General features: G+C 41.5%; 22 protein-coding genes and 5 tRNA genes. 8 read left to right on the forward strand and 19 right to left on the reverse strand.

The features are described 5' to 3' along the window. Window positions 1–13 precede the first annotated feature (13 nt). The 7 genes from phhA to pspA form a co-directional block, all read right to left on the reverse strand. Window positions 14–811 carry a phenylalanine 4-monooxygenase gene (gene phhA / locus ACXAFE_RS09285; RefSeq protein WP_010559687.1) on the reverse strand — a complete coding sequence of 266 codons (798 nt, stop codon included), beginning with the start codon at window positions 809–811 and terminating at the stop codon, window positions 14–16. A gap of 364 nt (window positions 812–1,175) precedes the next feature. Beyond that, window positions 1,176–2,357, reverse strand: coding sequence for a trans-sulfuration enzyme family protein (locus tag ACXAFE_RS09290; protein WP_010559686.1), 1,182 nt, complete (start codon window positions 2,355–2,357; stop codon window positions 1,176–1,178). Between the two features lie 125 nt (window positions 2,358–2,482). Beyond that, a complete protein-coding gene (locus tag ACXAFE_RS09295) occupies window positions 2,483–3,514 on the reverse strand; it encodes a TIGR01620 family protein (RefSeq protein ID WP_475151652.1) in 1,032 nt (343 codons plus the stop codon). Beyond that, on the reverse strand, window positions 3,511–4,947 hold the full coding sequence (locus ACXAFE_RS09300; RefSeq protein ID WP_475151655.1) for a YcjX family GTP-binding protein: 1,437 nt from the start codon (window positions 4,945–4,947) through the stop codon (window positions 3,511–3,513). Before ACXAFE_RS09300 ends, ACXAFE_RS09295 begins: the two co-directional genes overlap by 4 nt. 37 nt (window positions 4,948–4,984) lie before the next feature. Next, window positions 4,985–5,395 (reverse strand): envelope stress response membrane protein PspC, encoded by a 411-nt coding sequence (pspC, locus tag ACXAFE_RS09305; RefSeq protein WP_010559683.1) that lies wholly within the window; start codon window positions 5,393–5,395, stop codon window positions 4,985–4,987. Continuing rightward, the gene (pspB, locus tag ACXAFE_RS09310; protein ID WP_010559682.1) at window positions 5,392–5,625 is read right to left on the reverse strand and encodes an envelope stress response membrane protein PspB; all 234 of its coding nucleotides are present in this window, start codon (window positions 5,623–5,625) and stop codon (window positions 5,392–5,394) included. The genes pspC and pspB overlap by 4 nt, the downstream gene beginning before the upstream one ends. A gap of 31 nt (window positions 5,626–5,656) precedes the next feature. Then, entirely contained in the window at window positions 5,657–6,322 is a 666-nt protein-coding gene (gene pspA / locus ACXAFE_RS09315; RefSeq protein ID WP_475151659.1) for a phage shock protein PspA, read from the reverse strand. A 184-nt stretch (window positions 6,323–6,506) separates the two neighbouring features. Here pspA and pspF point away from each other — a divergent pair, with 184 nt between their 5' ends. Genes pspF through ACXAFE_RS09345 form a run of 6 tightly spaced genes read left to right on the forward strand, consistent with a single transcriptional unit; the run spans window position 6,507 to window position 12,926 of the window. After that, a complete protein-coding gene (gene pspF, locus ACXAFE_RS09320) occupies window positions 6,507–7,586 on the forward strand; it encodes a phage shock protein operon transcriptional activator (protein WP_475151661.1) in 1,080 nt (359 codons plus the stop codon). After that, the gene (locus tag ACXAFE_RS09325; RefSeq protein ID WP_475151663.1) at window positions 7,570–9,252 is read left to right on the forward strand and encodes an ABC transporter substrate-binding protein; all 1,683 of its coding nucleotides are present in this window, start codon (window positions 7,570–7,572) and stop codon (window positions 9,250–9,252) included. The genes pspF and ACXAFE_RS09325 overlap by 17 nt, the downstream gene beginning before the upstream one ends. Beyond that, on the forward strand, window positions 9,252–10,286 hold the full coding sequence (locus ACXAFE_RS09330) for an ABC transporter permease (protein WP_475153602.1): 1,035 nt from the start codon (window positions 9,252–9,254) through the stop codon (window positions 10,284–10,286). Before ACXAFE_RS09325 ends, ACXAFE_RS09330 begins: the two co-directional genes overlap by 1 nt. After that, window positions 10,273–11,166 (forward strand): ABC transporter permease subunit, encoded by an 894-nt coding sequence (locus ACXAFE_RS09335; RefSeq protein WP_010559677.1) that lies wholly within the window; start codon window positions 10,273–10,275, stop codon window positions 11,164–11,166. Before ACXAFE_RS09330 ends, ACXAFE_RS09335 begins: the two co-directional genes overlap by 14 nt. Further along, window positions 11,167–12,165: a peptide ABC transporter ATP-binding protein gene (locus tag ACXAFE_RS09340; protein ID WP_010559676.1), complete on the forward strand. Its 999-nt coding sequence runs from the start codon at window positions 11,167–11,169 to the stop codon at window positions 12,163–12,165. It begins immediately after the preceding gene. Next, window positions 12,165–12,926: an ATP-binding cassette domain-containing protein gene (locus ACXAFE_RS09345; protein ID WP_475151670.1), complete on the forward strand. Its 762-nt coding sequence runs from the start codon at window positions 12,165–12,167 to the stop codon at window positions 12,924–12,926. The genes ACXAFE_RS09340 and ACXAFE_RS09345 overlap by 1 nt, the downstream gene beginning before the upstream one ends. A gap of 82 nt (window positions 12,927–13,008) precedes the next feature. Here ACXAFE_RS09345 and ACXAFE_RS09350 read toward each other — a convergent pair whose 3' ends face one another. The 11 genes from ACXAFE_RS09350 to ACXAFE_RS09400 form a co-directional block, all read right to left on the reverse strand. Continuing rightward, window positions 13,009–14,916 (reverse strand): SurA N-terminal domain-containing protein, encoded by a 1,908-nt coding sequence (locus ACXAFE_RS09350; protein ID WP_475151673.1) that lies wholly within the window; start codon window positions 14,914–14,916, stop codon window positions 13,009–13,011. A gap of 164 nt (window positions 14,917–15,080) precedes the next feature. After that, a complete protein-coding gene (hupB, locus tag ACXAFE_RS09355; RefSeq protein WP_010559673.1) occupies window positions 15,081–15,353 on the reverse strand; it encodes a nucleoid-associated protein HU-beta in 273 nt (90 codons plus the stop codon). Between the two features lie 204 nt (window positions 15,354–15,557). Continuing rightward, on the reverse strand, window positions 15,558–17,915 hold the full coding sequence (gene lon, locus ACXAFE_RS09360) for an endopeptidase La (protein WP_105171735.1): 2,358 nt from the start codon (window positions 17,913–17,915) through the stop codon (window positions 15,558–15,560). A gap of 173 nt (window positions 17,916–18,088) precedes the next feature. Next, window positions 18,089–19,372, reverse strand: a complete 1,284-nt coding sequence (gene clpX / locus ACXAFE_RS09365; RefSeq protein ID WP_010559671.1) for an ATP-dependent protease ATP-binding subunit ClpX — start codon at window positions 19,370–19,372, stop codon at window positions 18,089–18,091. A 111-nt stretch (window positions 19,373–19,483) separates the two neighbouring features. Next, a complete protein-coding gene (clpP, locus tag ACXAFE_RS09370; RefSeq protein WP_475151686.1) occupies window positions 19,484–20,095 on the reverse strand; it encodes an ATP-dependent Clp endopeptidase proteolytic subunit ClpP in 612 nt (203 codons plus the stop codon). Between the two features lie 190 nt (window positions 20,096–20,285). Further along, window positions 20,286–21,590, reverse strand: coding sequence for a trigger factor (gene tig, locus ACXAFE_RS09375; RefSeq protein WP_475151689.1), 1,305 nt, complete (start codon window positions 21,588–21,590; stop codon window positions 20,286–20,288). Window positions 21,591–21,895: 305 nt separating this feature from the next. Then, a tRNA-Pro gene (locus ACXAFE_RS09380) sits at window positions 21,896–21,972 on the reverse strand. 26 nt (window positions 21,973–21,998) lie between these two features. Next, window positions 21,999–22,075 (reverse strand) — tRNA-Pro (locus ACXAFE_RS09385). Window positions 22,076–22,094: 19 nt separating this feature from the next. Further along, window positions 22,095–22,170, reverse strand: a tRNA-His gene (locus ACXAFE_RS09390). Window positions 22,171–22,207: 37 nt separating this feature from the next. Beyond that, a tRNA-Arg gene (locus ACXAFE_RS09395) sits at window positions 22,208–22,284 on the reverse strand. 43 nt (window positions 22,285–22,327) lie between these two features. Next, window positions 22,328–22,404: transfer RNA gene (locus tag ACXAFE_RS09400), tRNA-Pro, on the reverse strand. Between the two features lie 271 nt (window positions 22,405–22,675). Between ACXAFE_RS09400 and folD the strand changes: the two genes are divergently transcribed. Continuing rightward, window positions 22,676–23,530 (forward strand): bifunctional methylenetetrahydrofolate dehydrogenase/methenyltetrahydrofolate cyclohydrolase FolD, encoded by an 855-nt coding sequence (folD, locus tag ACXAFE_RS09405; RefSeq protein WP_475151690.1) that lies wholly within the window; start codon window positions 22,676–22,678, stop codon window positions 23,528–23,530. A gap of 67 nt (window positions 23,531–23,597) precedes the next feature. Here the strand turns inward: folD and cysS are convergent, their stop codons facing one another. Beyond that, a complete protein-coding gene (gene cysS / locus ACXAFE_RS09410) occupies window positions 23,598–24,974 on the reverse strand; it encodes a cysteine--tRNA ligase (RefSeq protein ID WP_475151692.1) in 1,377 nt (458 codons plus the stop codon). Between the two features lie 142 nt (window positions 24,975–25,116). Here cysS and ACXAFE_RS09415 point away from each other — a divergent pair, with 142 nt between their 5' ends. Beyond that, the gene (locus ACXAFE_RS09415) at window positions 25,117–25,611 is read left to right on the forward strand and encodes a peptidylprolyl isomerase (RefSeq protein ID WP_054979888.1); all 495 of its coding nucleotides are present in this window, start codon (window positions 25,117–25,119) and stop codon (window positions 25,609–25,611) included. The last annotated feature ends 19 nt before the right edge of the window (window positions 25,612–25,630 follow it).

Genomic DNA, 25,630 nt, shown 5'->3' on the forward strand with positions numbered 1-25,630 from the left:
AATAAACCCTTTTCTAACTTGCTTTCTTTTGTTTAGGTGGAAATAGTGGCTCGTGGAGCCCTAGCTCTTTTGCTTTTTCTACAAGCGACATAATATCGAGCTGTGAAATATCAAATAAATCTTCAATTGCATTAATGGTGTAATACAAAGGTTGCATAATATCAATACGGTACGGCGTGCGTAACACATCGAGTGGTTCAAGCGGCTTGATTTGTGGTACATCTGAGTACACATATTGGGTTTCGCCTGGGCTTGATAAAATACCACCGCCATAAATGCGTAGACCATCTTTAGTTTGCATTAAGCCAAACTCAACGGTAAACCAATATAAACGTGCTAAATATACGCGGTCTTTTTTCTCTGCAGCTAAGCCAAGTTGACCATATTTATGTGTAAACTCTGCAAATGCAGGGTGTGTTAACATCGCGCAGTGACCAAAGATCTCGTGAAAGATATCTGGCTCTTGCAAATAATCAAACTCTTCACGTGAGCGAATAAAGGTCGCTACCGGGAATTTTTTATTTGCCAGCAAACGAAAAAACTCATCAAAATCAATCAATGCAGGTACCGGCGCACATTCCCAACCGGTCGATTCGCGCAGCACTTTACTCACTTCTTCTAATTGTGGAATACGGTCTAACGGCAGGTTTAGCTTATCTAAGCCATGCATGTACTCATCACACGCCTTGTTTTTTATACATTCTAATTGACGTGCGATCAGTTCTGACCAAATTTGATTTTCTTCATCAGACCAATTGATAAACCCATTATCATCCGGCTGTTTAGAAATATAACTACTACTTTTGCCCATAAATTTCATCTCTTCATCAGCAAGTGACGTACTTGCTTAAGCACAACATTCAAACGCAAAACGGTGACATTACACGCTGAATTCAGATGTTCTAGATGTTATGACAAAGTTACTCAAAAGGTAATGACTGCGGCAGTTTTGGTACTTACCATAAAGCCAAAAAATGTAAACTTACAATTACACATCAGTAAACATTTAAAACCAACATTATAAATAAAGAGAATAAAACCAAGACAACTGTAAAAATAACATTACACAAAATCACTTTCACAAGGAAGGTAAATGTTAACAAAAACCGTTTTCAGCTTTAGTAAGACTAAAAAAAGAGGCTAAAAGCCTCTTCAACTTAGCCAAATAGAGAACATTAAATTTGCGCTAATGCTTGTGCTAAATCGTCAATAATATCATCAGCTTCTTCAAGGCCAACAGAAATACGCACTAACCCATCTGAAATCCCTGCTGCTAAGCGTTCTTCAGGTGTATAAGGAGAGTGTGTCATCGATGCGGGATGTTGGATCAGGGTTTCGGCATCACCTAAGCTTACTGCTAACGTGCACAATTTCGTTGCGTTAATAAATTGCGCGCCCATTTCAAGTGTGCCTTTTAGCTCAAACGCAATTACACCGCCGGCCGCTTTCATTTGCGTGCCAATAAACTTGTTACCTGGATGAGATTTTAGGCCAGGGTAATATACTTGTTCGATTTTTTCGTGCTGTGCTAAAAATTCCGCGACTTTTTGTGCGTTGTTACAGTGTCTTTCCATACGAACGCTGAGTGTTTTCATACCGCGAATAATTAACCACGCATCGTGCGGACTAATGGTTGCACCAATATCTTTTAACACAGTTAACTTAATAGTTTCGATATGCTCTTTGCTACCACACACTAAGCCCGCAACCACATCACCATGACCATTTAAGTATTTAGTTGCGCTGTGCAGCACAATATCGATTCCAAAGTGCTTTGGTTTTTGCAGTAGCGGCGTCATAAAGGTGTTATCGATTACCGAAATTAAATTATGGCGCTTGGCAAAATCACCAATAAACGCCAGATCAATAACCACAAGGTTTGGGTTGATAGGCGTTTCGGCAAAGATCATTTTAGTATTTGGTTTAAGTGCGTTTTCAACTGCGTTATGGTCTTCCATATCAACAAATGTTACTTCAATACCAAACTTAGGTAACATATGTGAAAACAAAGCAAAGGTGCAGCCATACACTGCTTTGGAGGCTATCAAGTGATCGCCTTGCGCTAAAAAGCTCAGAACAGATGCTGATACAGCGCCCATGCCTGTAGCTGTGGCAGCGCCATCTTCCATTTCTTCTAATGCCGCGATTTTAAGTTCTAGCTCTCGGGTTGTTGGATTGCCAAGGCGAGAATAAATATAGCCTGCTTCATCGCCCGCAAAACGCGCTGCGCCTTGCGCTGCGTTATCAAAAACAAAGGTAGAAGATTGGTAAATTGGCGTGCTAAGAGGACCATGGGCGTGATCGTGTTGCTTTCCGCCATGGATACATAAACTGTTATCCGAAAGTTGTGATTTCATACTACTTGCTTAAATTGTTGTCATAATTATTAACTACATAATTAATGCACAACTGAAAAAACAACAAGCAAGCTAGATTGTTAGACGGCTAAAATTGTATACAAAAGACCAAGAATGCGTAAAGTTTATTTTCCAGCCTGTCCGCTGTCTTTGTTTTTCACACTGTCTATAGCGAGTTTAACGCACGATGTTAACAAGTTTTTCTTACTAGGTAAGCCTGGTAGAGGGCGACTTAATTCCATTGCTTTGTAGCCAATACGTGCCGTAAAGATACTCACACTCACACCTTGCGCGGCGCGTGCAGATAACTTGCCAGCTAGTTCAGCGCTTAATGCTGTTGTAGCAAAATCGCTGATAAGCTCAGCACTACCAGCAAACAGCATTTGCTTTAATGTCATACGATATAATTTTATGCGGCTAACATACCCTAACGGCAAACCATACACTTGCGTGATGTCTTCAATCATTTTAGTGCTACGCCAAAGCACCACCGCCATATCGACTAATGCGATAGGCGATATCGCCACCATCACACCTGAGGTAGAAGCGTATTTTTTAATGATATTCTGTGCTTTTTCGTCCTGCTCGACCAAAACAGTATTGGCATACAGAGACATCACTTCTTGGTCTGTGTGATGGGCGTCGAGCTTGGAGAGCATTTGCGCTAACTTGTCGTTACTAAGGTGACCGTTGATTTTAGTTAGAAATCTTTCCGCTTCGCCAATTTGCACAGATTGCATTAATCTAGCGGCATCATGCTGCTGAATTTTTGTATTTTTTAATTTTCGTAATAAACGGAATTCACGAAAAGCGACTTTACCAACTAAAGCCAGAGCCGTTGACACCGCCACGCCGTACACAGCGGCTAAAAACGGTGACGTGCTAATTGCCTCAATAATCGTAAAAATGACTTCAGACAACACTAACGTCACCAGCGATAAAACAAAAATACGCGCCAGCCAGTTGGGCTTAGTAGGCTTTGATAACGAATCTAATTCGGTTTCAAGTGGCGTTTCAGCCATTTCTAGCTCGCTGTGTGATTGGACAACAACTTTACCTTGCTGCAATTGCTCACTTTGTTCTAATAATGACTCCAGTTGGCTATCGTTCTGCGGGTCGCATTCTTTGATAACTCGCCCTTGTTGCAACTCACTCATAGCACCTTATCTCCAATTAAATACTCTATTACATGGTCTAACCTGACATGCTCAAGCTGATGCTGCGCGTTTAACATCGGGTAAAAACTCGGAAAGTTAAAGCCATTTTTTGGCCACTGTTCGGGTGAAAGCAGACGCATTGGTGGTTGCGCTGGCAAATACGTTAGCAACTGCTCACTTTCAATTGATTTACCATAAATACAATTAAGTATTTCTCCGCTTTCGTTTACTTGTACCTGCTTGGTTGCTTTCACTGAACTCATCGCCATGGTTTCCACCATGACGCCTTGGTAATTCAATTCATTTTGCGCATCAAGCACTAAATTATTGAGTAATAACGCCAAGTCTTTATGATGCTCAACACTCAAATGGTCAACTTTATTTGCAGCAAATAAAATTTTGTCGATTTTGGGTGAAAACAAACGGCTTAAAAAGTTATTTTTGCCATAATCAAAATGCTTTAACAGCGACTTTAGGACATCACTTTGCTCTACCAGTGCATCGCGTCCTTTATCTAGCGCCCCTAATAAATCAACCAAAATAATTTGCCTGTCAAAGCCGCCAAAAAAATTACTGTAAAAAGTCTTAACAACATCTTTTTTGTATTGCTCATAACGCGTTTTAAGGGTTACTAAATAACTGTTCTCCGGAGCGCTTAACAGTGTTTGTTCATCAATCTCAGGGATTGGGAAAAAATGAGTAATTGGCGCATCTTCCAACTCGCCTGGCATAATTAAACGGCCAGGCTGTAACTGCGTTAATTGACACTGATTTTTAAATATCAGTAATAAATCTCGATATTCATGTGCAAACTTTTTAAGTTGGTCGAAGTCGACTTCTTGGGCCCAATCAAATTGCGATAATTTATTTATAAACGTTTCACTATGAGCTGCTCGCGGCTGCTCTTTAAGCAATGCGAACTGACGGTTATTCCATGTCAGAAACGACTCATCAAGCATAGGTAAATCAAGTAACCATTCGCCAGGATAGTCAAAAATATCGATTGTTAGGGTGCTAACATCGGTTAGATGGGCGCGTAAACCACTATTCGGCTTATATTTAATGTTTAAACGTAAGGTGTTTAATCGGTTGGTTGATGCCGGCCATTTACCCAATTGCAACTGATTTAACGCGTTACCATAGTCAAAGCTAGCAACGCTTAAATCATCTTGGCCTACGAGTTTGCCCGCAATAAAACGCTCTTGCTGTTGTAATGAAAAAAATGGCAGCTTGCTTTTAGGTTGTGTTAAATGATGAATAAACGATGTAATAAAAGCGGTTTTACCACTTTTACTCAGTCCTGTTACGGCAAGTTTTACATGTTGGTCTAAACCGCGTTTTACTAGTTTTTGTGCTTTGGCACGCAGTTTTTGTAACTTTTCCGATTGGTTGATAACTTTCTCCTTAACAAACAAAACGGATAAGTTTGCCAATGGGAAAACTTATCCGTTTAGGTGCGTTGTCTTATCGCTACAGTTTGTTGATTTCACGGCTTACAGTAAACTCCGGTGAAGTAACATACTTTTCCATCGCTTGTAAGCGGCCATCAATGCGATCAAACTGTTCTTTTAAGTCGTGAAGCGCACGACGTGGTGGTTCACCTGCTTGCCACACTTTTGACTTAACTTCGATCGGCTTTTCAGTATTAACCGTTTCTGTTTTACTTTGATTAGGTAAAGTTTCTGGCTTTACCTCCAAAATAAACCAGCATGCAATGTAAGCAACAATAAAGAATGGGCCACCGAGCAAGAGTACTGCTGAAATAAAAATAATTCTTACCAGCCATAGCTCCATATTAAAGTAGTCGCTTAACCCTGCACAAACACCAGCTACTTTGCCACGCTTTGGGTCTCGATATAATTCGCCTCTACGTCTACTCATACCTTAGCCCTCCACTCAGGCGCCTCCGCGTCTAAAATTGACTCTAGCGTTTTCACGCGGTCGGCCATTTTTTCTGCTTTGTTTGCCAGTTCAATTAGCTGACGATGTTCATGTTCACTTAAACCTTGGCTTACTTGCTTTTTGCTGCGGTAATGTAAAATTAGCCATAATGGTGCAACAAAAATCATAAACAAGATTGTTGGAACTGCTATTGCTTCAAACCCACTCATAGTGCCCTCCTGCTCTCCCAAGCTTTAATTATTACTTATCTTTTTTAGCCATGCTTTTCTTAAGAGCTGCTAGTTCATCATCGATTTTTTCTTCATCTTGAAGACTGGCGATTTCATCAGACAATGTTTTCTTACCCATTTCATACGATTCAATTTGCGACTCAAGGCCATCAATTTTGTTCTCGTAATGTTCAAAACGATTTAACGCATCTTCCACTTTAGATGAATCAAGCGCTTTTTTAACACCTAAACGCGACTCAGCAGAACGTTGACGAAGAATAATTGCTTTTTGACGTGCTTTAGCGTCAGCTAGTTTGTCTTGCAATGCTGCAACTTCTTGCTGCAATTTTTCAATGTGCTCTTCAACTTGCGCAAGCTCATGCGCTACCGCGGTTGCCGCTTCGGTTGATTTTTTCTTTTCAACAAGTGCTGAACGCGCTAGATCTTCGCGCTCTTTGCTTAGTGCTAATTCAGCTTTTGCCTGCCAATCAGCAGCTTCCTGCTCAAGTTTTTCAACACGACGTACTAGTTCTTTCTTTTCAGCAATGGTTTTTGCCGAAGTAGAGCGCACTTCTACAAGCGTGTCTTCCATTTCTTGAATAATCAGACGAACCATTTTTTCTGGATCTTCTGCTTTATCTAACAAAGCATTGATATTTGAATTCACAATATCTGCAAAGCGTGAAAAAACTCCCATAATACTTTCCTCAATTTTAAAATTTATGACTGACCGCTTTTACTGTATCAAGATGCTTGCCAACTTTTAAATATATATAAATCACTGATTTTAAAATGAAATATTTTGAAATACAAAATACTTTAAACACATCCGGAATTAAAATACACTAGATGTTAGTAAATTTGACTAAGAGTTAGCAAAAATGAGTCGCACTAATCAACAGGACAATCTTTTAGGTCAGTCTAACAGCTTTTTAGAAGTATTAGAGCATGTATCGCAAGTAGCACAGCTTAATAAGCCAGTACTCATTATTGGGGAGCGCGGAACCGGTAAAGAACTGATTGCTGCACGTTTACACTTCCTCTCAAGCCGTTGGGATCAAAATTATGTAAAGCTTAATTGTGCGGCGCTAAACGAAAACCTGCTAGAAAGTGAATTATTCGGACATGAGTCGGGCGCATTTACCGGTGCAGGCAAACGCCATGAAGGGCGTTTTGAGCGGGCTGATGGTGGCACACTGTTTTTAGATGAATTAGCCAATACATCGGGACTTATTCAAGAAAAACTATTACGTGTCATTGAATATGGTGAGTTTGAGCGTGTTGGCGGTAAATCCACTGTACGCATTAATACGCGTCTAGTTTGCGCAACCAATGAAGATTTACCCAGTCTTGCTGAGCAAGGCGAGTTTCGCAGTGACTTACTCGACCGCTTGGCTTTTGATGTGATCACACTGCCGCCTTTAAGAGAACGTAAAGAAGATATTATGCTGCTTGCTGAAAACTTTGCGATTAATATGGCGCGGGATCTTGAGTGGGAGCTATTCAGCGGTTTTACACGAAAAGCACAAGAAACCTTACTCGACTACCACTGGCCAGGCAATATTCGTGAACTTAAAAATGCTGTTGAACGAAGTGTTTATCGCGCCGCCAACCCGCATGTGCCAGTACATGAAATTATACTCGACCCATTTATTAGCCCGTTTAGACCAAAACAAAAAGTCAAAACAAACGACCGTGTAAGCGTCGCCCCAACTGAGCCAACTGATGCTGTTGCGCCACCAGTTGTAGAAGAGCCAGTGACCAGCAAGCCAGAATTTAACTTTCCATGTGACTTAAAAACATTATCAAATCAGTACGAAATTGATTTAATTAATGACGCATTGAAGTATTGCCAATATAATCAAAGAAAAACGGCCGATAGCTTAGGGTTAACCTACCATCAGCTGCGGGGCTACTTAAAAAAATACAATTTATTAGATGCCAATGCGCGAACGTTGTAACACAACAACACAAACGGATAAAAAAAGAAGTAACTTGCCAAAATTACTCGAATTACTTCGTACTAACTGCTCAAAGGTGTCGGCTATTTTCGCATGCACCTTGCTTGCTGCGTGCACCTTTGAAGAGCAAAAAACCATTAATGGCCTAGTGTATTGCTCGGAAGCAAACCCGGTGGCATTTAATCCACAGTTGACCACAACAGGGTCAACCATCGACATTATTTCGCATCAACTCTATAACCGTTTACTATCAATCGATCCATCCAGTGGTGAATTTATACCTGAACTGGCAACCAGTTGGTCGTTGCAAGATGGTGGCAAAAAGGTAGTGTTTAATTTGCGCCAGGATGTGGCGTTTCATCAAACCGATTACTTTACACCAAGCCGCACACTTAACGCAGATGATGTGGTGTTTACGTTTACCCGCTTATTTGATGTTTATAACCCTTATCACTTTGTCGGCGGTGGTAATTACCCGTATTTCCAAAGTATTGGTTTAGATCAATCTTTTCGCTCAGTGACTAAAACAGGCGAGTACCAAGTTACATTTGAGTTATTTAGCCCAGATAGCAGCTTTTTATCCAACATGGCCACCGATTTTGCCATTGTGCTATCAAAAGAATATGCCGATATGCTAAGTAAAAATGAGTCTTTGGAAGATATCGACCGCTTACCTATCGGCACAGGCCCTTATAAATATAAACGTTTTAAACGAGATGCCTTTGTGCGCTTTTATCGCAATGAAGATTACTGGAAAAGTGATGTGGCCATTGAGCAATTGGTATTTGATATTACATCAGACTCCAACACGCGCATTGCTAAAGCGCTTACTGGCGAGTGTGATATTGCAGCTCACCCAAGTAGCGCACACATCGAAGTGTTAAATAACCGTGAAGACATCGCCGTTGAAAAGCTGGCAAATTTAAATGTGGGCTATTTGGCCTTTAATACGCAAAAAGCACCATTTGACAAAGTTGAAGTGCGTCGAGCAATTTCACACGCCATCGACAAACAGAAAATACTGCAAGCGGTCTATTTCAATAACGCGGATATGGCACAATCTATTTTGCCGCCAGAATCTTGGGCCTACCAAGCCCAACCAAACTACCCTAGCTATAACTTAGAGCTAGCAAAATCATTACTTGAAACCGCAGGTTATAAAGATGGCTTCACCATGGATCTATGGGCGATGCCAGTAAGCCGTATTTATAATCCTAACGCCCGAAAAATGGCCGAGCTTATTCAAAGCGAATTAAAGCAAATTGGCATAAAAGTGAATATTATTGAGTACGAGTGGAACACGTTTCTTGAGCGATTAACCCTGCATCAACACGATTCGGTTTTAATTGGCTGGGCTGCTGACTCGCCAGAACCCGATAACTTTTTAAACCCAATTTTAAGCTGTGCATCAGTGTTTAGCGGTAAGAATCCTTCAAATTGGTGTAACGCCGAATTTGATTTACTGCTAACAAAAGCCCACGACACCGAAGATATTGAGGCGAGAAAAGAAATTTACTTTGCTGCGCAACAAATGGTTGCTCAAGAATTACCTTTACTGCCAATTGCCCATGGACTGCGCCTGCAAGCTAAATCAACACACATCACAGGTGTTGAAGTACCGCCATTTGGTGGTATTTCGCTCGCTAATGCGAGGAAAGCACAATGATGTTACGCGACTACCTTGCAAGAAGGCTAACGCTATTTTTCTTTATGCTGTTGTTATTAAGCACATTTACGTTTTCATTAGCGTATTTGTTTCCAGGTGAAGCGATTTCAAATTTAAGTGGTGTGCAAACCCCCACACCAATGGAACGCGATGCGCTGAGCCAAAAATATGCCCTAGATAAAGGTTATATTGCGCAGTATGGCAAGTTTATTGCTAATATTTTCCATGGTGATTGGGGCACGTCCTTTTCTTCAGGACAGCCGGTGTTTGACCATATTAAAGAGCTTTTCCCTGCAACAATAGAGCTGGCATTTTATGCCCTTATTGTGTCGATTATTATTGGTGTTCCTGCGGGAATTTTGTCGGCGGCGTATCACAAACGGCTACCCGACTACACGATCAACTCATTTGCACTGATAGGTATTTCTACCCCTATATTCTGGCTGGCGCTTATTTTAATCATGGTGTTTTGCTTACAGCTAGGTTGGCTGCCAATGAGTGGCCGTGTCGGCTTACTGTATGAAATTCCTGATACGACTGGGTTTATTTTGATTGATATTGCCCTTAGCGATATCGATTATAAACAACAGGCGTTTATTGATGCGTTTAAACACTTAACGCTACCAACTTTAGTGCTCGCAACCTATCCAACCAGTGTACTCACGCGCTTTACCAAAGATTCTACGCTCACTGTATTAGATAAACCGTATATTAAAACTGCACGCGCAAAAGGGTTGACTCGATATGAAATTATCACCCGCCATGCGCTGAAAAATGCGTTACTACCAATCATTAAACAAATTGGTTTGCAGTTTAGTACACTGATTACGCTCGCGATGATCACTGAGGTTATTTTTTCATGGCCAGGCGTTGGACAATGGCTGATTAATAGTATTTATCAGCGCGATTACCCAGCAATTTCAGGTGGCTTATTAACCGTATCATTATTTGTGATTATCGCGAATATTGCGGCAGACATTTTACACAACCTATTAGACCCAGTTTCGAGAAATCAAAGTCATGGCAAAGTTTAAGTTATTTACCGAAGACTCAAACAAGTCGCCATTACGCCATTTGTGGCGTAACTTTAAGTCGAATCACCTTGCGTTGTTGGGCCTATGGGTATTTTTATTTTTAACCGTTCTTGCCATGTTTGCGCCGCTTATTGCACCTTATGGTATCAACGAGCAGCATAATAACTCGCTTATTTTACCGCCGTCTTGGGATGATCAAGGTAGCGTAAACTTTTTACTTGGAACCGATGGCCTAGGGCGCGATTTGCTTTCACGCTTAATGAACGGTGCCACTATGACCTTTGGTCTTGCCATCATCACGGCATTATTAACAACTCTTTTTGGTGTCATTTTAGGCATTTTAGCAGCACTTACTAAAGGCTGGCGTTCTTCGGTTTTAAACCACCTACTTGATGTAACACTGGCGATCCCAAGTTTATTATTGGCAATTATTATTGTGGCAATTCTTGGGCCTGGTTTAATGAATACAGTGTGGGCAATTATTCTGTCACTGTTACCACAATACATCCATTCAATCCGAAATATTGTTAGCCAAGAAATAAGCAAAGACTATGTGATTGCCCACCGCCTTGATGGTGCAAGCAAATGGCGCATTCTATTAAAAGGTATTTTGCCCAATATATACGAACAAATTGTATTAATTTTTACCATGTCGTTATCGACTGCCATACTGGATATCGCAGCACTAGGCTTTTTGCAATTAGGCGCTCAGCCACCTACTGCAGAATGGGGCGCTATTTTAGCGGAAAACTTGAGTTTAATTTACCTTGCCCCATGGACAGTAGCCCTGCCCGGCTTCTTGCTATTTATTACTATTTTATCTACTAACCTAGTTGGTGATGGTTTGCGCCAAGCACTGCAAAAACGTAAGGCCAGCTAAATGCAATTGCTTGATATTCGTAACTTAACGATAGAGTTAGATACCGGTGAAACGGTGATCCGCGCGGTCGACCGCGTTAGTATTAGCCTAAAAGAAGGTGAAGTACATGCCCTCGTTGGTGAATCTGGCTCGGGCAAAAGTTTAATCGCAAAAGCATTAATGGGCGTGTTAAATGCGCGCTGGCGTATCACAGCCGACCGCATGCATTGGCGTGGCATCGATTTAATGCGATTAAGTGGCGAAAAACGTCGTCAGTTAATCGGCAATGAAATCGCGATGATCTATCAAGAGCCCAGTAGCTGTTTAGATCCCACTGCAAAAATTTACGATCAACTGATTGAAAGTATTCCGCGCGATAAAATTAACGGCCACTTTTTTCAAAAGCGCTTATTGTTAAAAAAACGCGCAAAGGCATTACTACACAAAGTAGGCATTAAAGAGCATGAACACGTATTTGACAGCTATCCCCATGAGCTTTCGGAAGGTATTTGTCAAAAAGTGATGATTGCAATGGCGATTGCACGCTCGCCCAAGTTACTGATTGCCGATGAGCCGACAACAGCGCTTGAAAGTACAACACGCGCACAAATTTTTCGTTTGTTACGCAGTTTAAATCAGCTCAAAAGCATGTCTATTTTGATGATCAGTCACGAATTATCTGAGCTAAGTGATTGGACTCATGGGTTACACGTTTTATACTGCGGACAAATGGTAGAGGCTGGACGTACTAAAACATTATTTACCAAGCCAAAACACCCTTACACACAAGCGTTACTTAAAAGTTTGCCTGAATATAACCAGAGCCTAGCCCATAAAGCACCGCTGTACGCGCTCAAAGGCACAATCCCGACCTTGCAGCACCTTCCTATAGGCTGCAGACTTGGACCGCGCTGCCCGCAAGCTCAGCGAGAATGTGTGGCAACACCTCCAGTGTCAGATAGCCATGGTCACACCTATGCCTGTCACTTTCCGCTTAATCAAGACAAGGAAAAGTGCTGATGGAGCCAATCCTTAAGGTACAAGCATTGCACAAACACTTTAATGTACGTGCTGGGCTTTTTAAAAGTAAGCAGTTTAATGCTGTCTCTGATGTATCGTTTTGCTTAGGAAAAGGTGAAACCCTCGCCATCATTGGTGAAACAGGCTCAGGTAAAAGTACGTTAGGTAAAATTTTAGCGGGCGCTGATACCGCAAGCTCAGGACAAATTCTACTAAATGGCCAAATCATTGAAGATAGCGGAAAACGCGTAGAAAACAGTAAAGATATTCGCCTGATCTTCCAAGACCCGATGAAAAGCTTAAACCCAAGCAATACTATTGGCAGTATCTTGGGCGAAATTTTAGTGCTAAATACCGACTTAGATAAACAGCAGCGCAGAGAACGCATTAACCAAACGCTGTTGAACGTAGGTTTACTTGCCGAACACCGCAACTACTACGCGCATATGTTCTCGGGCGGCCAAATCCAGCGCGTCGCGCTTGCTCGGGCAATTATTCTCGATCCTAAGATATTAGTGTTAGATGAAGCGCTGTCCTCACTCGATCCTTCAGTACGGGCGCAAACGGTAAACCTTTTGTTGCGATTACAACGCGAAACAGGGTTAAGCTATATCCTTATCACTAACCACTTAAGCTTAGTAAAGCATATGAGTGACAGCTTGTTACTGCTTCATAAAGGCAAGGTGGTTGAGTATGGCGAAACACATCAAGTCTTTGCCAAGCCACAAACTAAGTTGGCTGAACGCATGCTCGCTAACTAAGCAACGCTCAAAGTAACTAAAGAAGCATTAATTAAAGACATAAAAAAAAGCGCCCTTAGGCGCTTTTTTTAATTGCGAAACATTATAAGTTTGGCTCTTGCGTTTCAACTGCTGCTGTTTTCACTTCAGCATCGTCTTTTAACGCTTCGATAAAGCTCTCATAGTGTTTATTCATTTGCTGGCGTGCAATACCATCACGTAGTTGGTCGTTAATTTCTGCCGCTGGCGCGTCATACACTTTATTTAACACAACTAAGCTAACATCACCGTTACCAAGCGTTACTAACTCAGCACTTTTCGCATCATTTGGTGTTGGCATTTTAAATGCAGCTTGAACTACTTCATATGATGGTGCAAACGACTGGCGTGTTACCGCTTCAGTCGAAACCACTTCAGCATTTGCTTGTGTTGCGATTTCGCTAAGTGCAGTACCTGCTTGTAGGCTTGCGAATAACTCTTGTGCTTTAGATTTTGCAAGTTCGCTCGCTTTTTGGTTCTCAAGTGTTAATTGAATACCCGCAGTTACTTCTTCAAGTGGTTTTACCGCTGCCGCTTTATGCTCTTTTGCACGAATAAACACAATGTGTTCATCAGCAATTTCAATCAGCTCAGAGTTAACACCATCTTCTAAAATCTCTACCGAAAATGCTGTATTTAATACATTAGGGTTGTTAAGTGGCGCTGGTGCGTTATTACGTGAGAATAACTCAGTGTTCTTAACTTCAACACCTGCAACTTCTGCTGCATCTGCTAAGCTGTCTGCAACTTCAAATGCAAGATCTGCAACACGTGTTTGTACTTCATAAAATTGATTTAAACGTTTATCAAGTTCTAACTGCGCTTTGATATCTACAGATACTTCAGCAAGTTCTTTTACTTGCTCTGGCTCGTAATCTGTTAGTTTAATGATGTGGTAACCGAATTCTGTTTTTACGATTTCAGAAATATCGCCTACGCTTTCAAGCGCGAACGCTGCTGTTTCAAACTCAGGGTCCATCATATCGCGGTCGATCCAATCAAGATCACCACCTAGCTCTGCACTTACTAAATCATCTGACTTTTCTTCAGCTAGCTTTGCAAAATCAGCACCGTTTTGTAACTCAGCTAAAATCTCTTCCGCTTTTGCTTGAGCAGCTGCATCGTCTTCTAAGTTCTCAACAAGAATATGTGCCACACGACGACGCTCAGGCTCCATGTATAGTGCCTTGTTTTCTTCGTAATTAGCTGCAACTTCAGCGTCTGTTACCGCTTCTTCAAGTGGTAGCTCTGAACCTTTTAACTCAATGTACTCTAATGCCACCATTTCAGGAGCCATAAACTGGTTTTGATTAAGCTGATAGTATTCTTTAATTTCGTCTTCTGAAACTGTTACGTCTGCTTTGAAGTTTGCCGCGCTTAACGTCACAGTTTCAATATCACGTAATTGGTTTTGCAGTTTTACTGCGCTCGCAAGTTCATTATCTAACGTGAAGTCAGTTGCAATTAACGCTGTCGCTAATTGGTTTAGCGTCATTTCTTTACGTAAGTAATCGCGGAAACCATCTGGTTGATAGTTCATTTGGCGAATTACCTGAAGGTAGCGATCATTATTAAACTGACCAGCAACTTGAAATGCAGGAATATTGCGGATTTCTTTTTTGATTGCTTCGTCGCTGACACGCAGGCCTAGTTCTTGTGCAAGTTGCATTTGTAGTTCTTGTTGCACTAGGCGTTGCATTACGTTTTCACGCATACGTGCAACATATGCAGGGTCTGAAGCGATTTGTGAAAAATATTCACCAAATTGCTGCTCTAGACGACTGCGTTCGTTCTCGTAAGCACGAGCGAAGCTCATCTGGCTAATTTCCTTGCCATTGACAGTTGCAACAGGCGTTTCCGTAGGTTGACCTAAATAACTACCAATACCGGCAAGAGCAAATGATAAAATCACTAAGGTTAAAATGACTTTTGCCGTAGCACCTTGTGAGCCTTCTCTAATTCTCTCTAGCATTGTTTTTCTCTTTTATTCTGTTTCAGTGTCAATTTCAGACTGAAATTACAGCACGCTATATATGTAAAAAGCGCATCTTAGCAGATGCGCCTTTTTACTTGAAGATTAAAATTGCTGTTTCAAAGGTTATTTTGAAATTGGCAAGTTTAGCCTTCTACAGTCAATTAGTTTACTGCGTCTTTTAGCGCTTTACCCGCTTTAAAAGATGGAATATTTGCTGCAGCAATCTCAATTGATTCACCAGTTTGTGGGTTACGGCCTGTACGAGCAGCACGCTCACGTACTGAGAAAGTACCAAAACCTACTAATGCAACAGAATCACCGTCTTTTAGTGCACCTGTTACTGATTCGATAAATGAATCTAACGCACGGCCTGCCGCTGCTTTAGAAATATCTGCATCTGTTGCGATTTGATCAACTAGTTGAGACTTGTTCACTATATCATCCCCTTCCATTGTTATTATTTAATCGTGGTATAAGACCACACAAAGGCTAAGTTAATGCACCAAAATAATGCGTTAAATTAACAATAAAAATTCGCGCTAATCACCGTATTTAAAGGGCTAGCAAAATTACAGTGCCTAAATTAGCACAGACATTTTATTTGAAAAGCCCTTTTCGACGGTTTTTGATGAATTTTTTTAATTTTTTGCCGTTTCGATTGAAAAACTAGCAATTGGCTCGGCTAAAGCGAGTTCAAGTACCTCTTCAATTCGCTTAACAGGGTGGATAGAAAGCCCTTCCATTACGTTTTCTGGGATCTCTTTTAAGTCACGCTCATTCTCTTTTGGAATAATCACGGTCTTAATGCCACCACGGTGTGCCGCTAACAGTTTTTCTTTTAAGCCGCCAATTGGCAATACTTCACCGCGTAAAGTGATTTCACCTGTCATCGCCACTTCTGAGCGCACTGGATTGCCCGTTAAGCTCGATACAAGTCCTGTCACCATTGCAATACCCGCACTTGGGCCATCTTTTGGTGTCGCACCTTCTGGTACGTGAACGTGAATATCGCGTTTTTCGTAGAAATCTTCATTAATGCGCAGCGCTTCAGCACGGCTACGTACTACTGTCATTGCCGCTTGAATCGACTCTTGCATTACATCGCCAAGTGAACCTGTGTAGTTAAGCTTACCTTTGCCCGCCATTGAAGCACATTCGATAGTTAGTAAATCACCGCCTACTTCAGTCCATGCAAGACCGGTTACTTGACCTACTTTGTTGCTATCTTCCGCTTTACCGTAATCATGACGCTTAACGCCGAGATAGTCTTCAAGGTTATCTTCATTGATCACAACTTGTTTCAGTGACTTATCAAGTAAGATGTTCTTAACTGCCTTACGACAAAGTTTTGAAATTTCGCGCTCTAAGCTACGCACACCCGCTTCACGAGTGTAATAACGAATAATGCCGATAATTGCGCTGTCTTCAATTGATATTTCAGACTCTTTTAATCCATTGCGTTTAATTTGCTTTGGAATTAAGTGACGAATCGAGATATTCAGCTTTTCATCTTCGGTGTAACCAGAAAGACGAATAACTTCCATACGATCCAGTAACGGACCTGGAATATTGAAGCTGTTTGATGTTGCCACAAACATTACATCACTTAAGTCGTAATCAACTTCTAAGTAGTGGTCGTTAAAGCTCGTATTTTGTTCAGGATCAAGTACTTCTAATAACGCTGATGACGGATCACCACGCATATCAGACGACATTTTATCGATTTCATCTAATAAGAATAACGGGTTTTTAACGCCTACTTTCGACATATTCTGTACGATTTTACCCGGCATAGAGCCGATGTAAGTACGACGGTGACCGCGAATTTCAGCTTCGTCACGCACGCCACCGAGTGCCATACGCACGTACTTACGGCCTGTTGAGCGAGCAATTGATTGACCTAGCGACGTTTTACCTACACCAGGAGGACCTACTAAGCATAAAATTGGACCTTTTAGCTTATTGGTGCGGTGTTGAACTGCAAGATACTCAATAATGCGTTCTTTTACTTTATCGAGACCATAGTGATCGGCATCTAAAATCTCTTCTGCTTTCGCAAGATCTTTTTTCACCTTAGAGCGTTTTTTCCAAGGTACACCTATCATAGTATCGATGTAAGTGCGTACCACTGTCGCTTCAGCAGACATTGGCGACATCATCTTCAGCTTGTTTAACTCAGACTTGGTCTTTTCTTCTGCTTCTGCCGGCATTGCCGCTTCTTCAATTTTTTTGGTTAAGCCTTCAAACTCATCAGGTACATCATCCATGTCACCTAATTCTTTTTGAATCGCTTTCATCTGCTCATTGAGGTAATACTCACGCTGGCTTTTTTCCATTTGCTTTTTAACGCGTGAACGAATCTTCTTCTCAACTTGCAATAAGTCAATTTCGCCTTCCATCAGCGCCATTAAAAACTCTAAACGCTCTTTAACATCGGCATATTCAAGCGCTTTTTGCTTTTCAGAAACTTTAAGCGGCATATGTGCAGCCATGGTATCAGCTAGGCGCGCTGTTTCTTCAATACCTTGCACTGAGCTTAATACTTCTGGCGCAATCTTTTTATTTAGCTTAACGTAGCCTTCAAACTGGCTTACAGCGCTGCGCATAAATACATCTTGCTCAGCTTCTGGAATTTCGGTTGATTCTAAAAACTCGGCAGTCGCAACAAAAAACTCATCAGTGCTTACAAATTCTTTTACTGCAGCACGTTGCGTACCTTCAACAAGTACCTTAACAGTACCATCTGGCAGTTTTAATAACTGTAAAATAGTGGCAACTGTGCCTACTTCATAAATATCTGACGCTTCTGGCTCATCGATATTTGAGTCTTTTTGTGCAACAAGCAACACTTGCTTATCATTATCCATTGCGGCTTCTAAGCATTTTATTGACTTTTCACGGCCAACAAAGAGCGGAATAACCATGTGTGGATACACAACTACATCGCGTAGTGCGAGAACTGGAATTTCAATCGTATCGGTACGTTCAAGGGTCATACTTGTTCCTTGCGTAAAACTGGTAACTTTAGCTTTTTTAAACTGTATTCAGTTTAGTCAGCAAATTATAAATTTTTAGATTATTTGTGAATATGGGGATAGTTAATCAAGAGATCAATGCTTTTATAAAAAAAGGAGCCATTTGGCCCCTTTTTCGTTCAATAATCAAACAACTATTCTGATACTGCTTTATCAGGCGTTGCATTCTCGTAAATCAGAATTGGGTCTGACTCACCTTTGATTACGGTTTCATCGATTACGACTTTCGATACTTCATCCATTGATGGTAACTCGTACATAGTATCAAGCAGTACACCTTCAACAATTGAACGTAGGCCACGTGCACCTGTTTTGCGCTCCATTGCTTTATGCGCAATCGCTTTAAGTGCGTCTTCGCGGAATTCTAGCTCAACGTTTTCCATTTCAAACAATGAACCATATTGCTTGGTTAATGCGTTTTTCGGCTCACTTAAGATTTGCACAAGTGCAGCCTCGTCAAGCTCGCCTAGTGTTGCAACAACCGGTAGACGACCAATAAACTCAGGAATAAGACCGTATTTAACCAAGTCTTCCGGTTCAACATCTTGGAACGCTTCCGTAAGTGAACGTTTTGAGTCGCTTGATTTTACATCGACACCAAAGCCGATACCGGTATTTTTGCTTCCACGCGCTTCAATCACTTTATCTAGGCCTGCAAATGCACCGCCACAGATAAATAAGATTTTAGAAGTATCTACTTGTAGAAACTCTTGCTGTGGATGCTTACGGCCACCTTGTGGTGGAACTGACGCTACCGTTCCTTCAATTAGCTTAAGTAATGCTTGCTGCACACCTTCACCCGATACATCACGGGTAATCGATGGGTTGTCTGCTTTACGTGAAATTTTGTCAATTTCATCAATATAAACAATACCACGCTGCGCTTTTTCAACATCGTAATCGCATTTCTGTAGCAGCTTTTGAATGATGTTTTCTACATCTTCACCCACATAACCTGCTTCAGTTAACGTGGTTGCATCTGCCATCGTAAATGGTACATCAAGTAGCTTAGCCATGGTTTCAGCAAGTAATGTTTTACCACTACCTGTTGGACCGATAAGCAAAATATTACTTTTACCTAGCTCTACAGGGTTTTTGCCAGTTAAATGACGTAAACGTTTGTAGTGATTGTATACTGCAACCGAAAGTACTTTCTTCGCATGCTCTTGACCAATTACATAGTCATCTAAGTTACTGCGAATTTCTTTTGGTGTTGGTAAGCGATCTTGGCTAGCTTGTGCTGGCGCAATATCTTTTATTTCTTCACGAATAATGTCATTACACAGCTCAACACACTCATCACAGATATACACAGATGGTCCTGCGATAAGTTTACGAACTTCGTGCTGGCTTTTACCACAAAATGAGCAGTAGAGTAATTTTCCGCTCTTATCGCCGTCACTCCGATTTTCAGACATTAAGCTACCTCTTAATATTCTTCCCGACCTTTTTATTTTACCTAAATAAAAGGCGTTTGTTTACAACGAGCTTCTTTACCATTATGGCAAAGGTTTATTAGCAACGCTAAATTAATCTCGCTGTGAAAGTATGCCGTCAACTAAGCCGTAGTCAACTGCTTGCTGAGCACTCATAAAGTTGTCACGATCTGTATCGTTCGATACAACGTCTAACGGCTGTCCAGTGTGCTCGGCCATTAATCTATTTAGTTTATCTTTGATTGATAAAATTTCTTTAGCATGAATTTCAAAATCAGATGCCTGACCTTGGAAACCACCCAGTGGTTGGTGAATCATCACACGAGAATTTGGTAAACAGAAACGTTTGCCTTTAGTACCACCGGATAACAAAAATGCGCCCATGCTTGCCGCTTGACCAATACATACTGTACTGATATTAGGCTTGATAAACTTCATGGTATCGTAAATTGCCATACCCGCAGTAACCGAGCCACCTGGCGAGTTAATATAAATAAAAATGTCTTTTTCAGGGTTTTCTGATTCTAAAAACAATAATTGGGCCACAATTAAGTTAGCCATATTGTCTTCAACTTGACCTGTTAGAAAGATAACACGTTCTTTTAATAATCGCGAATAGATGTCGTATGAGCGCTCACCTTTAGCAGTTTGCTCAACTACCATAGGCACTAATGCATTTAAAGGATCGACTGGGTTATTTAACATTATTAATACTTTCCTTTTGTGCTAACAAAGTCCAAACGTAATTTTGTTAACATATGACGCTGAAACTATGCGGAATTAATATTCCAACTGATTATCAGATTACCGGCAATAAAAATGGCCCGGTACAAACTGCAAATTTTGCAGAGATACACGAGCCATTTAATCGTTAGCTAACGTTTAAGTCAATGACTTATTGCGCAGCTTGTGGATTCATGATGTCGTCAAAGCCTTTTGCTACTTCTGAAACAGTTGCTTTTGCAAGTACTGAATCGATTGCAGCTTCTTCAAGTGCTACATTACGCATCTGTTGCATAAGTTGCTCGTTTGACTTGTAGTACTCAACAACTTCAGTAGGATCTTCGTATGCTGAAGCCATAGTAGCGATTAGCTCTTCAACTTTAGCGTCGTCTGCTGTGATCTCGTTTGACTTGATTACTTCACCTAAAAGTAGGCCAGTCTTTACGCGAGTCGCTGCTTGCTCTTGGAATAGTTCAGCAGGAAGCTCAGGCATGTTTTTAGCGTCGCCGCCAAAACGTTGTGCCGCTTGCTGACGAAGTACGTCGATTTCTTGACCGATAAGTGCTTTAGGCGCTTCGATTTCGTTAGTTTCAAGAAGACCTTTGATTACCTGATCTTTAACCTGTGCTTTAACAGCTTGGTCAAGTTCACGGCTCATGTTTTTCTTCACTTCTTCTTTAAGTGCGTCTAAACCGCCTTCTGCAACACCGAATGTTACTGCGAACTCATCTGTAAGTTCAGGAAGTTCTTGAGCTTCAACTTTGTTTACAGTGATAGTGAACTGAGCAGGCTTACCTTTAAGGTTTTCTGCGTGGTATTCTTCAGGGAACGTTACGTCAACAACAACTTCTTCGCCCGCTTTTTTACCAACGATACCGTCTTCGAAACCTGGGATCATACGACCTTGACCAAGTTCTAGTGGGAAGTTTTCAGCTTTACCGCCTTCAAACTCTTCACCGTCGATAGTACCTACGAAATCGATTGTTACACGGCTTTCTTCAGCAGCTGCTTCTTCAGTTTCAACCCAAGTAGCGTGCTGCTTGCGAAGTGTCACAAGCATGTTTTCAAGATCTGCGTCAGTTACTTCTGCAACTGGCTTCTCTACTGAGATTTTTTCTAAATCTTTGATTTCAACTTCTGGGTAAACTTCAAAAGTTGCAGAGAATTCTAGGTCTTTACCAGCTTCAAGCGTTTTTGGCTCGAATGAAGGCGCGCCAGCTGGGTTTAGTTTCTCAGCGATTACCGCATCAATGTACTGACGTTGCATAAGGTCACCAGCAACTTCTTGACGTACTGCTGCACCGTAACGCTTATTGATGATAGACACAGGAACCTTGCCTGGACGGAAACCATCGATACGCTGTGTTTTTGAAAGTTGTTGTAAGCGTTTTTTAACTTCTGTATCAATGTTCTCAGCTGGAACAGTGATTGTAATGCGGCGCTCTAGGCCTTGAGTAGTCTCAACAGAAACTTGCATGTTTTACCTCAATCTTTTAAATATGGCGTTTTTACGCCTTCCTTTACCCAGTGACATGTGCAAAAAAGAGTGTGTATCGCTTTATTGCTCACTGTGGAATAACCCTAATACCAATCTGATAATCAAACCATCAAATTTGCTTATCAGATTGGTATGAAGCGTTTCAAGTTAAACTTTAGACGCGGCATTATAACGCAATAATTGAGATAGTCGAGCATCCTAGTGAAATTAATGAAAATGGATAAAAACACGGATAATTTCGATGAATTTTGAAGCAAAATGAAAGATTTTTGAGGGAGATAAAGTGGTCGGCGTTGCAGGATTTGAACCTGCGACCCCTTGGACCCAAACCAAGTGCGCTACCAAGCTGCGCTAAACGCCGACTATAAGATGTGTGTACTGTAAAAATGGTCGGCGTTGCAGGATTTGAACCTGCGACCCCTTGGACCCAAACCAAGTGCGCTACCAAGCTGCGCTAAACGCCGAAACAGTACTAAAGTAAGATGGGGCGACTGACGAGACTTGAACTCGCGACAACCGGAATCACAATCCAGGGCTCTACCAACTGAGCTACAGCCGCCACTACTTTATGCAGTGTGTTGTTTACTTTTATAAAATGGCGCACCCGGAAGGATTCGAACCTTCGACCGACGGCTTAGAAGGCCGTTGCTCTATCCGGCTGAGCTACGGGCGCATTTCGAACCACACCTTACGTGCAGAAACCCTTTATAAAAAAGTGGTCGGCGTTGCAGGATTTGAACCTGCGACCCCTTGGACCCAAACCAAGTGCGCTACCAAGCTGCGCTAAACGCCGACTGTTTTGAACATTCATGTGAGTGCTCGTAAACAACGGGGTGCATAATAGTGATTTGACCTTGCCCCGTCAAACCTTTTTTTTGAAAAAACTGTTCAACTGGTTAAATTTAACCCTAAGTGTTCACATTTTGTTAAAAGCATGACTTTAACGCATAAAAGATAATCAAACATATCGGACATTTGTCCGCTAACACCTGTTGGCTATTGTTTAAATTCATGAGAAAATGCGCCCCACTCCACACTTTAGTATCTTATATGTAGGTTTTTTAATGTCAGCAAACATCATTGACGGCAAAGCAATTGCAAAACAAGTTAGAACATCTGTTGCAGAACGTGTAACAGAACGTAAAGCACAAGGACTACGCGCCCCCGGCCTAGCGGTTGTGTTAGTAGGTCAAGATCCTGCTAGTCAAGTTTATGTTGGCTCAAAACGTAAAGCATGTGAAGAAGTGGGTTTTGTGTCTAAGTCGTTCGATTTACCGGGTGATGCAACACAACAGCAACTACTCGATTTAGTAGAACAGCTAAACAATGATTCAGACGTTGACGGTATCTTAGTACAGCTGCCGTTACCTGAAGGTTTAGATGCAGAGCAAATCTTAGAAAGAATTACACCACATAAAGATGTTGATGGCTTCCACCCTTATAACGTAGGTCGATTAGCACAGCGTATGCCTGCGCTTCGTCCATGTACGCCTAAAGGTATTATTACATTGCTTGATTCAACTGGCGTTAAATACAAAGGTATGGACGCAGTGGTTGTTGGTGCATCTAATATTGTAGGTCGCCCAATGGCGTTAGAATTGTTACTTGCTGGTTGTACAACAACCGTTTGTCATAAGTTTACTAAAAACCTTGAAGAGCATGTTCGCCGTGCCGACTTAGTTGTTGTGGCAGTAGGTAAAGCTGAATTTATTCCTGGTGAGTGGATTAAAAAAGGCGCCATTGTTATTGATGTAGGTATTAACCGTCTAGAGTCAGGTCAATTAGTGGGTGATGTGGCATATGATGTTGCCGCTGAAAACGCCAGCTTTATTACCCCTGTACCAGGTGGTGTTGGCCCAATGACAGTGGCAAGCTTAATTGCGAATACACTTGAAGCGTGTGAGACATATCACAGCTAGCGTTCAGAGTTCACTCTAATAAAAAAGGTTGCCGTGGCAACCTTTTTTATTGTTCAAACTTAAAAAGTTAAGCTTTACGCCACGTTGTGTTGCCTGCGCTATCCTCTAGCACAACACCCATAGCGGTTAGCTTATCACGGGCTTCATCTGCTAGTGCCCAGTTTTTGTCAGCACGTGCTTGATTACGCTGTAAAATCAGCGCTTCAATTTCTGCTACTTCATCATCGGCTTGCTCGCCTTGCAAAAAGCTTTCAGGATCTTGCTGTGCGATACCTAGAATTTCACCGAGTGTTTTAAGAATAAATGCAAGTTGACCAGCTTGGTTCGCATCTTCATCTTTTAAACGGTTAATTTCTTTTGCCAGTTCAAAAATAACAGGCAATGCTTCAGGCGTATTGAAATCATCATTCATCGCAGTGTTGAAGCGTGCCACATAGTCATTTTCAAGTGATGTTTCGACCACCTCAACACCACGAAGTGCAGTATAGATACGCTCCATTGCTGCACGCGCTTGTTCTAAATTCTCGGTTGAGTAATTTAGCTGGCTACGATAATGACCGTTAATTAAGAAAAAGCGTACCGATTCACGATCATACTCTTTTAACACGTCGCGCAATGTAAAAAAGTTGCCTAACGACTTAGACATTTTTTCTTTATTTACTTGTACCATGCCAGTGTGGATCCACGTATTCACATACTTTTCACCGGTAGCGCAGCATGACTGGGCAATTTCATTCTCATGGTGAGGGAATTGTAAATCTGACCCACCGCCGTGAATATCAAAATGCGCGCCTAAATGCTTGTTGCTCATTGCTGAACACTCAATATGCCAACCTGGGCGACCTTCACCCCACGGACTTGACCATGACGGTTCGTCTACTTTTGCTTTTTTCCAAAGTACAAAATCAAGTGGATCGTCTTTGCCTTTAGCAACGTCTACGCGCGCACCTGCTTGCAACATATCTAAATCTTGTTGCGACAGTGAACCGTACTGCTCAAAAGTTGATACATCGAAAAGCACATCGCCATTGCTTGCTACATAGGCATGCTTTTTCTCAATCAAACGTTCAATCATCTCAATAATTTCATCCATATGACCGGTTACGGTTGGCTCGATATCAGCTGGCAACATATTAAGCGCATCAAAATCTTCGTGCATCGCTTTGGTCATGCGTACGGTCAGCGCATCAATTGCTTCGCCATTTTCGTTTGCACGTTTAATGATTTTATCATCAACGTCTGTGATATTACGGACATAAGTAACATCAAAGCCACTGTGGCGAAGAAAACGATTCATCACATCAAACGACACATACGTGCGTGCGTGACCAACGTGACAGTAATCATAAATGGTGATACCACACACATACATGCCTACTTTGCCAGCTACAAGTGGTTTAAAGGCTTCTTTTTGTCGTGTAAGTGTGTTGTAAATCTGCAACATTTATAATTTCCTCTATGTTTGCGCATACTAAAGCGGCATTTTAACATGGTTGTGGTTAACGGATAAATCTTTCTTTGTTCTATTACCAGATATTTTATAAAATAGGCCTGACACTTATTAAAAACTAACAGTTGGAATAAACATGGTTACTATTAAAACCAATTTTGGCGACATCAAAATCGCTTTAAATGCAGAAAAAGCACCGAAAACAGTAGAAAACTTTATTAACTACGTAAAATCGGGTTTTTACGACGGTACTATCTTCCACCGTGTTATTGACGGCTTTATGGTTCAAGGTGGTGGTTTCACTGCTGATATGGAACAAAAAGATGTACAAGCACCAATTGAAAACGAAGCAAATAACGGCCTAGAAAACAAAGTAGGCACGGTTGCAATGGCGCGTACGCCAGATCCACACTCAGCAACAGCACAATTTTTCATTAATGTGAACAACAATGACTTCTTAAACTTCACTAGCGAAACATCGCAAGGTTGGGGTTACTGTGTATTTGGCGAGATTGTTGAAGGCATGGACATCGTAGAGAAAATCAAAGCAGTACCAACAGGTAGCTATGGTTTCCACCAAGACGTACCGCTTGATTCAGTTGTGATTGAAAGCGCAACTATCGACGCTTAATAAGCATATTTGCCTCGGG

The organism is Pseudoalteromonas sp. ABV4_021 (genome assembly GCF_056159365.1).

Coding starts and splice junctions, on each gene's coding strand:
- ACXAFE_RS09325 (WP_475151663.1), top strand. CDS start 7,570: ATGCGCGAACGTTGTAACACAACAACACAAACGGATAAAAAAAGAAGT.
- ACXAFE_RS09290 (WP_010559686.1), bottom strand. CDS start 2,357: ATGAAATCACAACTTTCGGATAACAGTTTATGTATCCATGGCGGAAAG.
- phhA (WP_010559687.1), bottom strand. CDS start 811: ATGGGCAAAAGTAGTAGTTATATTTCTAAACAGCCGGATGATAATGGG.
- pspA (WP_475151659.1), bottom strand. CDS start 6,322: ATGGGAGTTTTTTCACGCTTTGCAGATATTGTGAATTCAAATATCAAT.
- cysS (WP_475151692.1), bottom strand. CDS start 24,974: ATGTTGCAGATTTACAACACACTTACACGACAAAAAGAAGCCTTTAAA.
- lon (WP_105171735.1), bottom strand. CDS start 17,915: ATGACCCTTGAACGTACCGATACGATTGAAATTCCAGTTCTCGCACTA.
- ACXAFE_RS09295 (WP_475151652.1), bottom strand. CDS start 3,514: ATGAGTGAGTTGCAACAAGGGCGAGTTATCAAAGAATGCGACCCGCAG.
- pspC (WP_010559683.1), bottom strand. CDS start 5,395: ATGAGTAGACGTAGAGGCGAATTATATCGAGACCCAAAGCGTGGCAAA.
- pspB (WP_010559682.1), bottom strand. CDS start 5,625: ATGAGTGGGTTTGAAGCAATAGCAGTTCCAACAATCTTGTTTATGATT.
- pspF (WP_475151661.1), top strand. CDS start 6,507: ATGAGTCGCACTAATCAACAGGACAATCTTTTAGGTCAGTCTAACAGC.
- tig (WP_475151689.1), bottom strand. CDS start 21,590: ATGCAAGTTTCTGTTGAGACTACTCAAGGCCTAGAGCGCCGCATTACA.
- ACXAFE_RS09415 (WP_054979888.1), top strand. CDS start 25,117: ATGGTTACTATTAAAACCAATTTTGGCGACATCAAAATCGCTTTAAAT.
- ACXAFE_RS09345 (WP_475151670.1), top strand. CDS start 12,165: ATGGAGCCAATCCTTAAGGTACAAGCATTGCACAAACACTTTAATGTA.
- clpP (WP_475151686.1), bottom strand. CDS start 20,095: ATGTTAAATAACCCAGTCGATCCTTTAAATGCATTAGTGCCTATGGTA.
- ACXAFE_RS09340 (WP_010559676.1), top strand. CDS start 11,167: ATGCAATTGCTTGATATTCGTAACTTAACGATAGAGTTAGATACCGGT.
- ACXAFE_RS09350 (WP_475151673.1), bottom strand. CDS start 14,916: ATGCTAGAGAGAATTAGAGAAGGCTCACAAGGTGCTACGGCAAAAGTC.
- folD (WP_475151690.1), top strand. CDS start 22,676: ATGTCAGCAAACATCATTGACGGCAAAGCAATTGCAAAACAAGTTAGA.
- ACXAFE_RS09330 (WP_475153602.1), top strand. CDS start 9,252: ATGTTACGCGACTACCTTGCAAGAAGGCTAACGCTATTTTTCTTTATG.
- ACXAFE_RS09335 (WP_010559677.1), top strand. CDS start 10,273: ATGGCAAAGTTTAAGTTATTTACCGAAGACTCAAACAAGTCGCCATTA.
- clpX (WP_010559671.1), bottom strand. CDS start 19,372: ATGTCTGAAAATCGGAGTGACGGCGATAAGAGCGGAAAATTACTCTAC.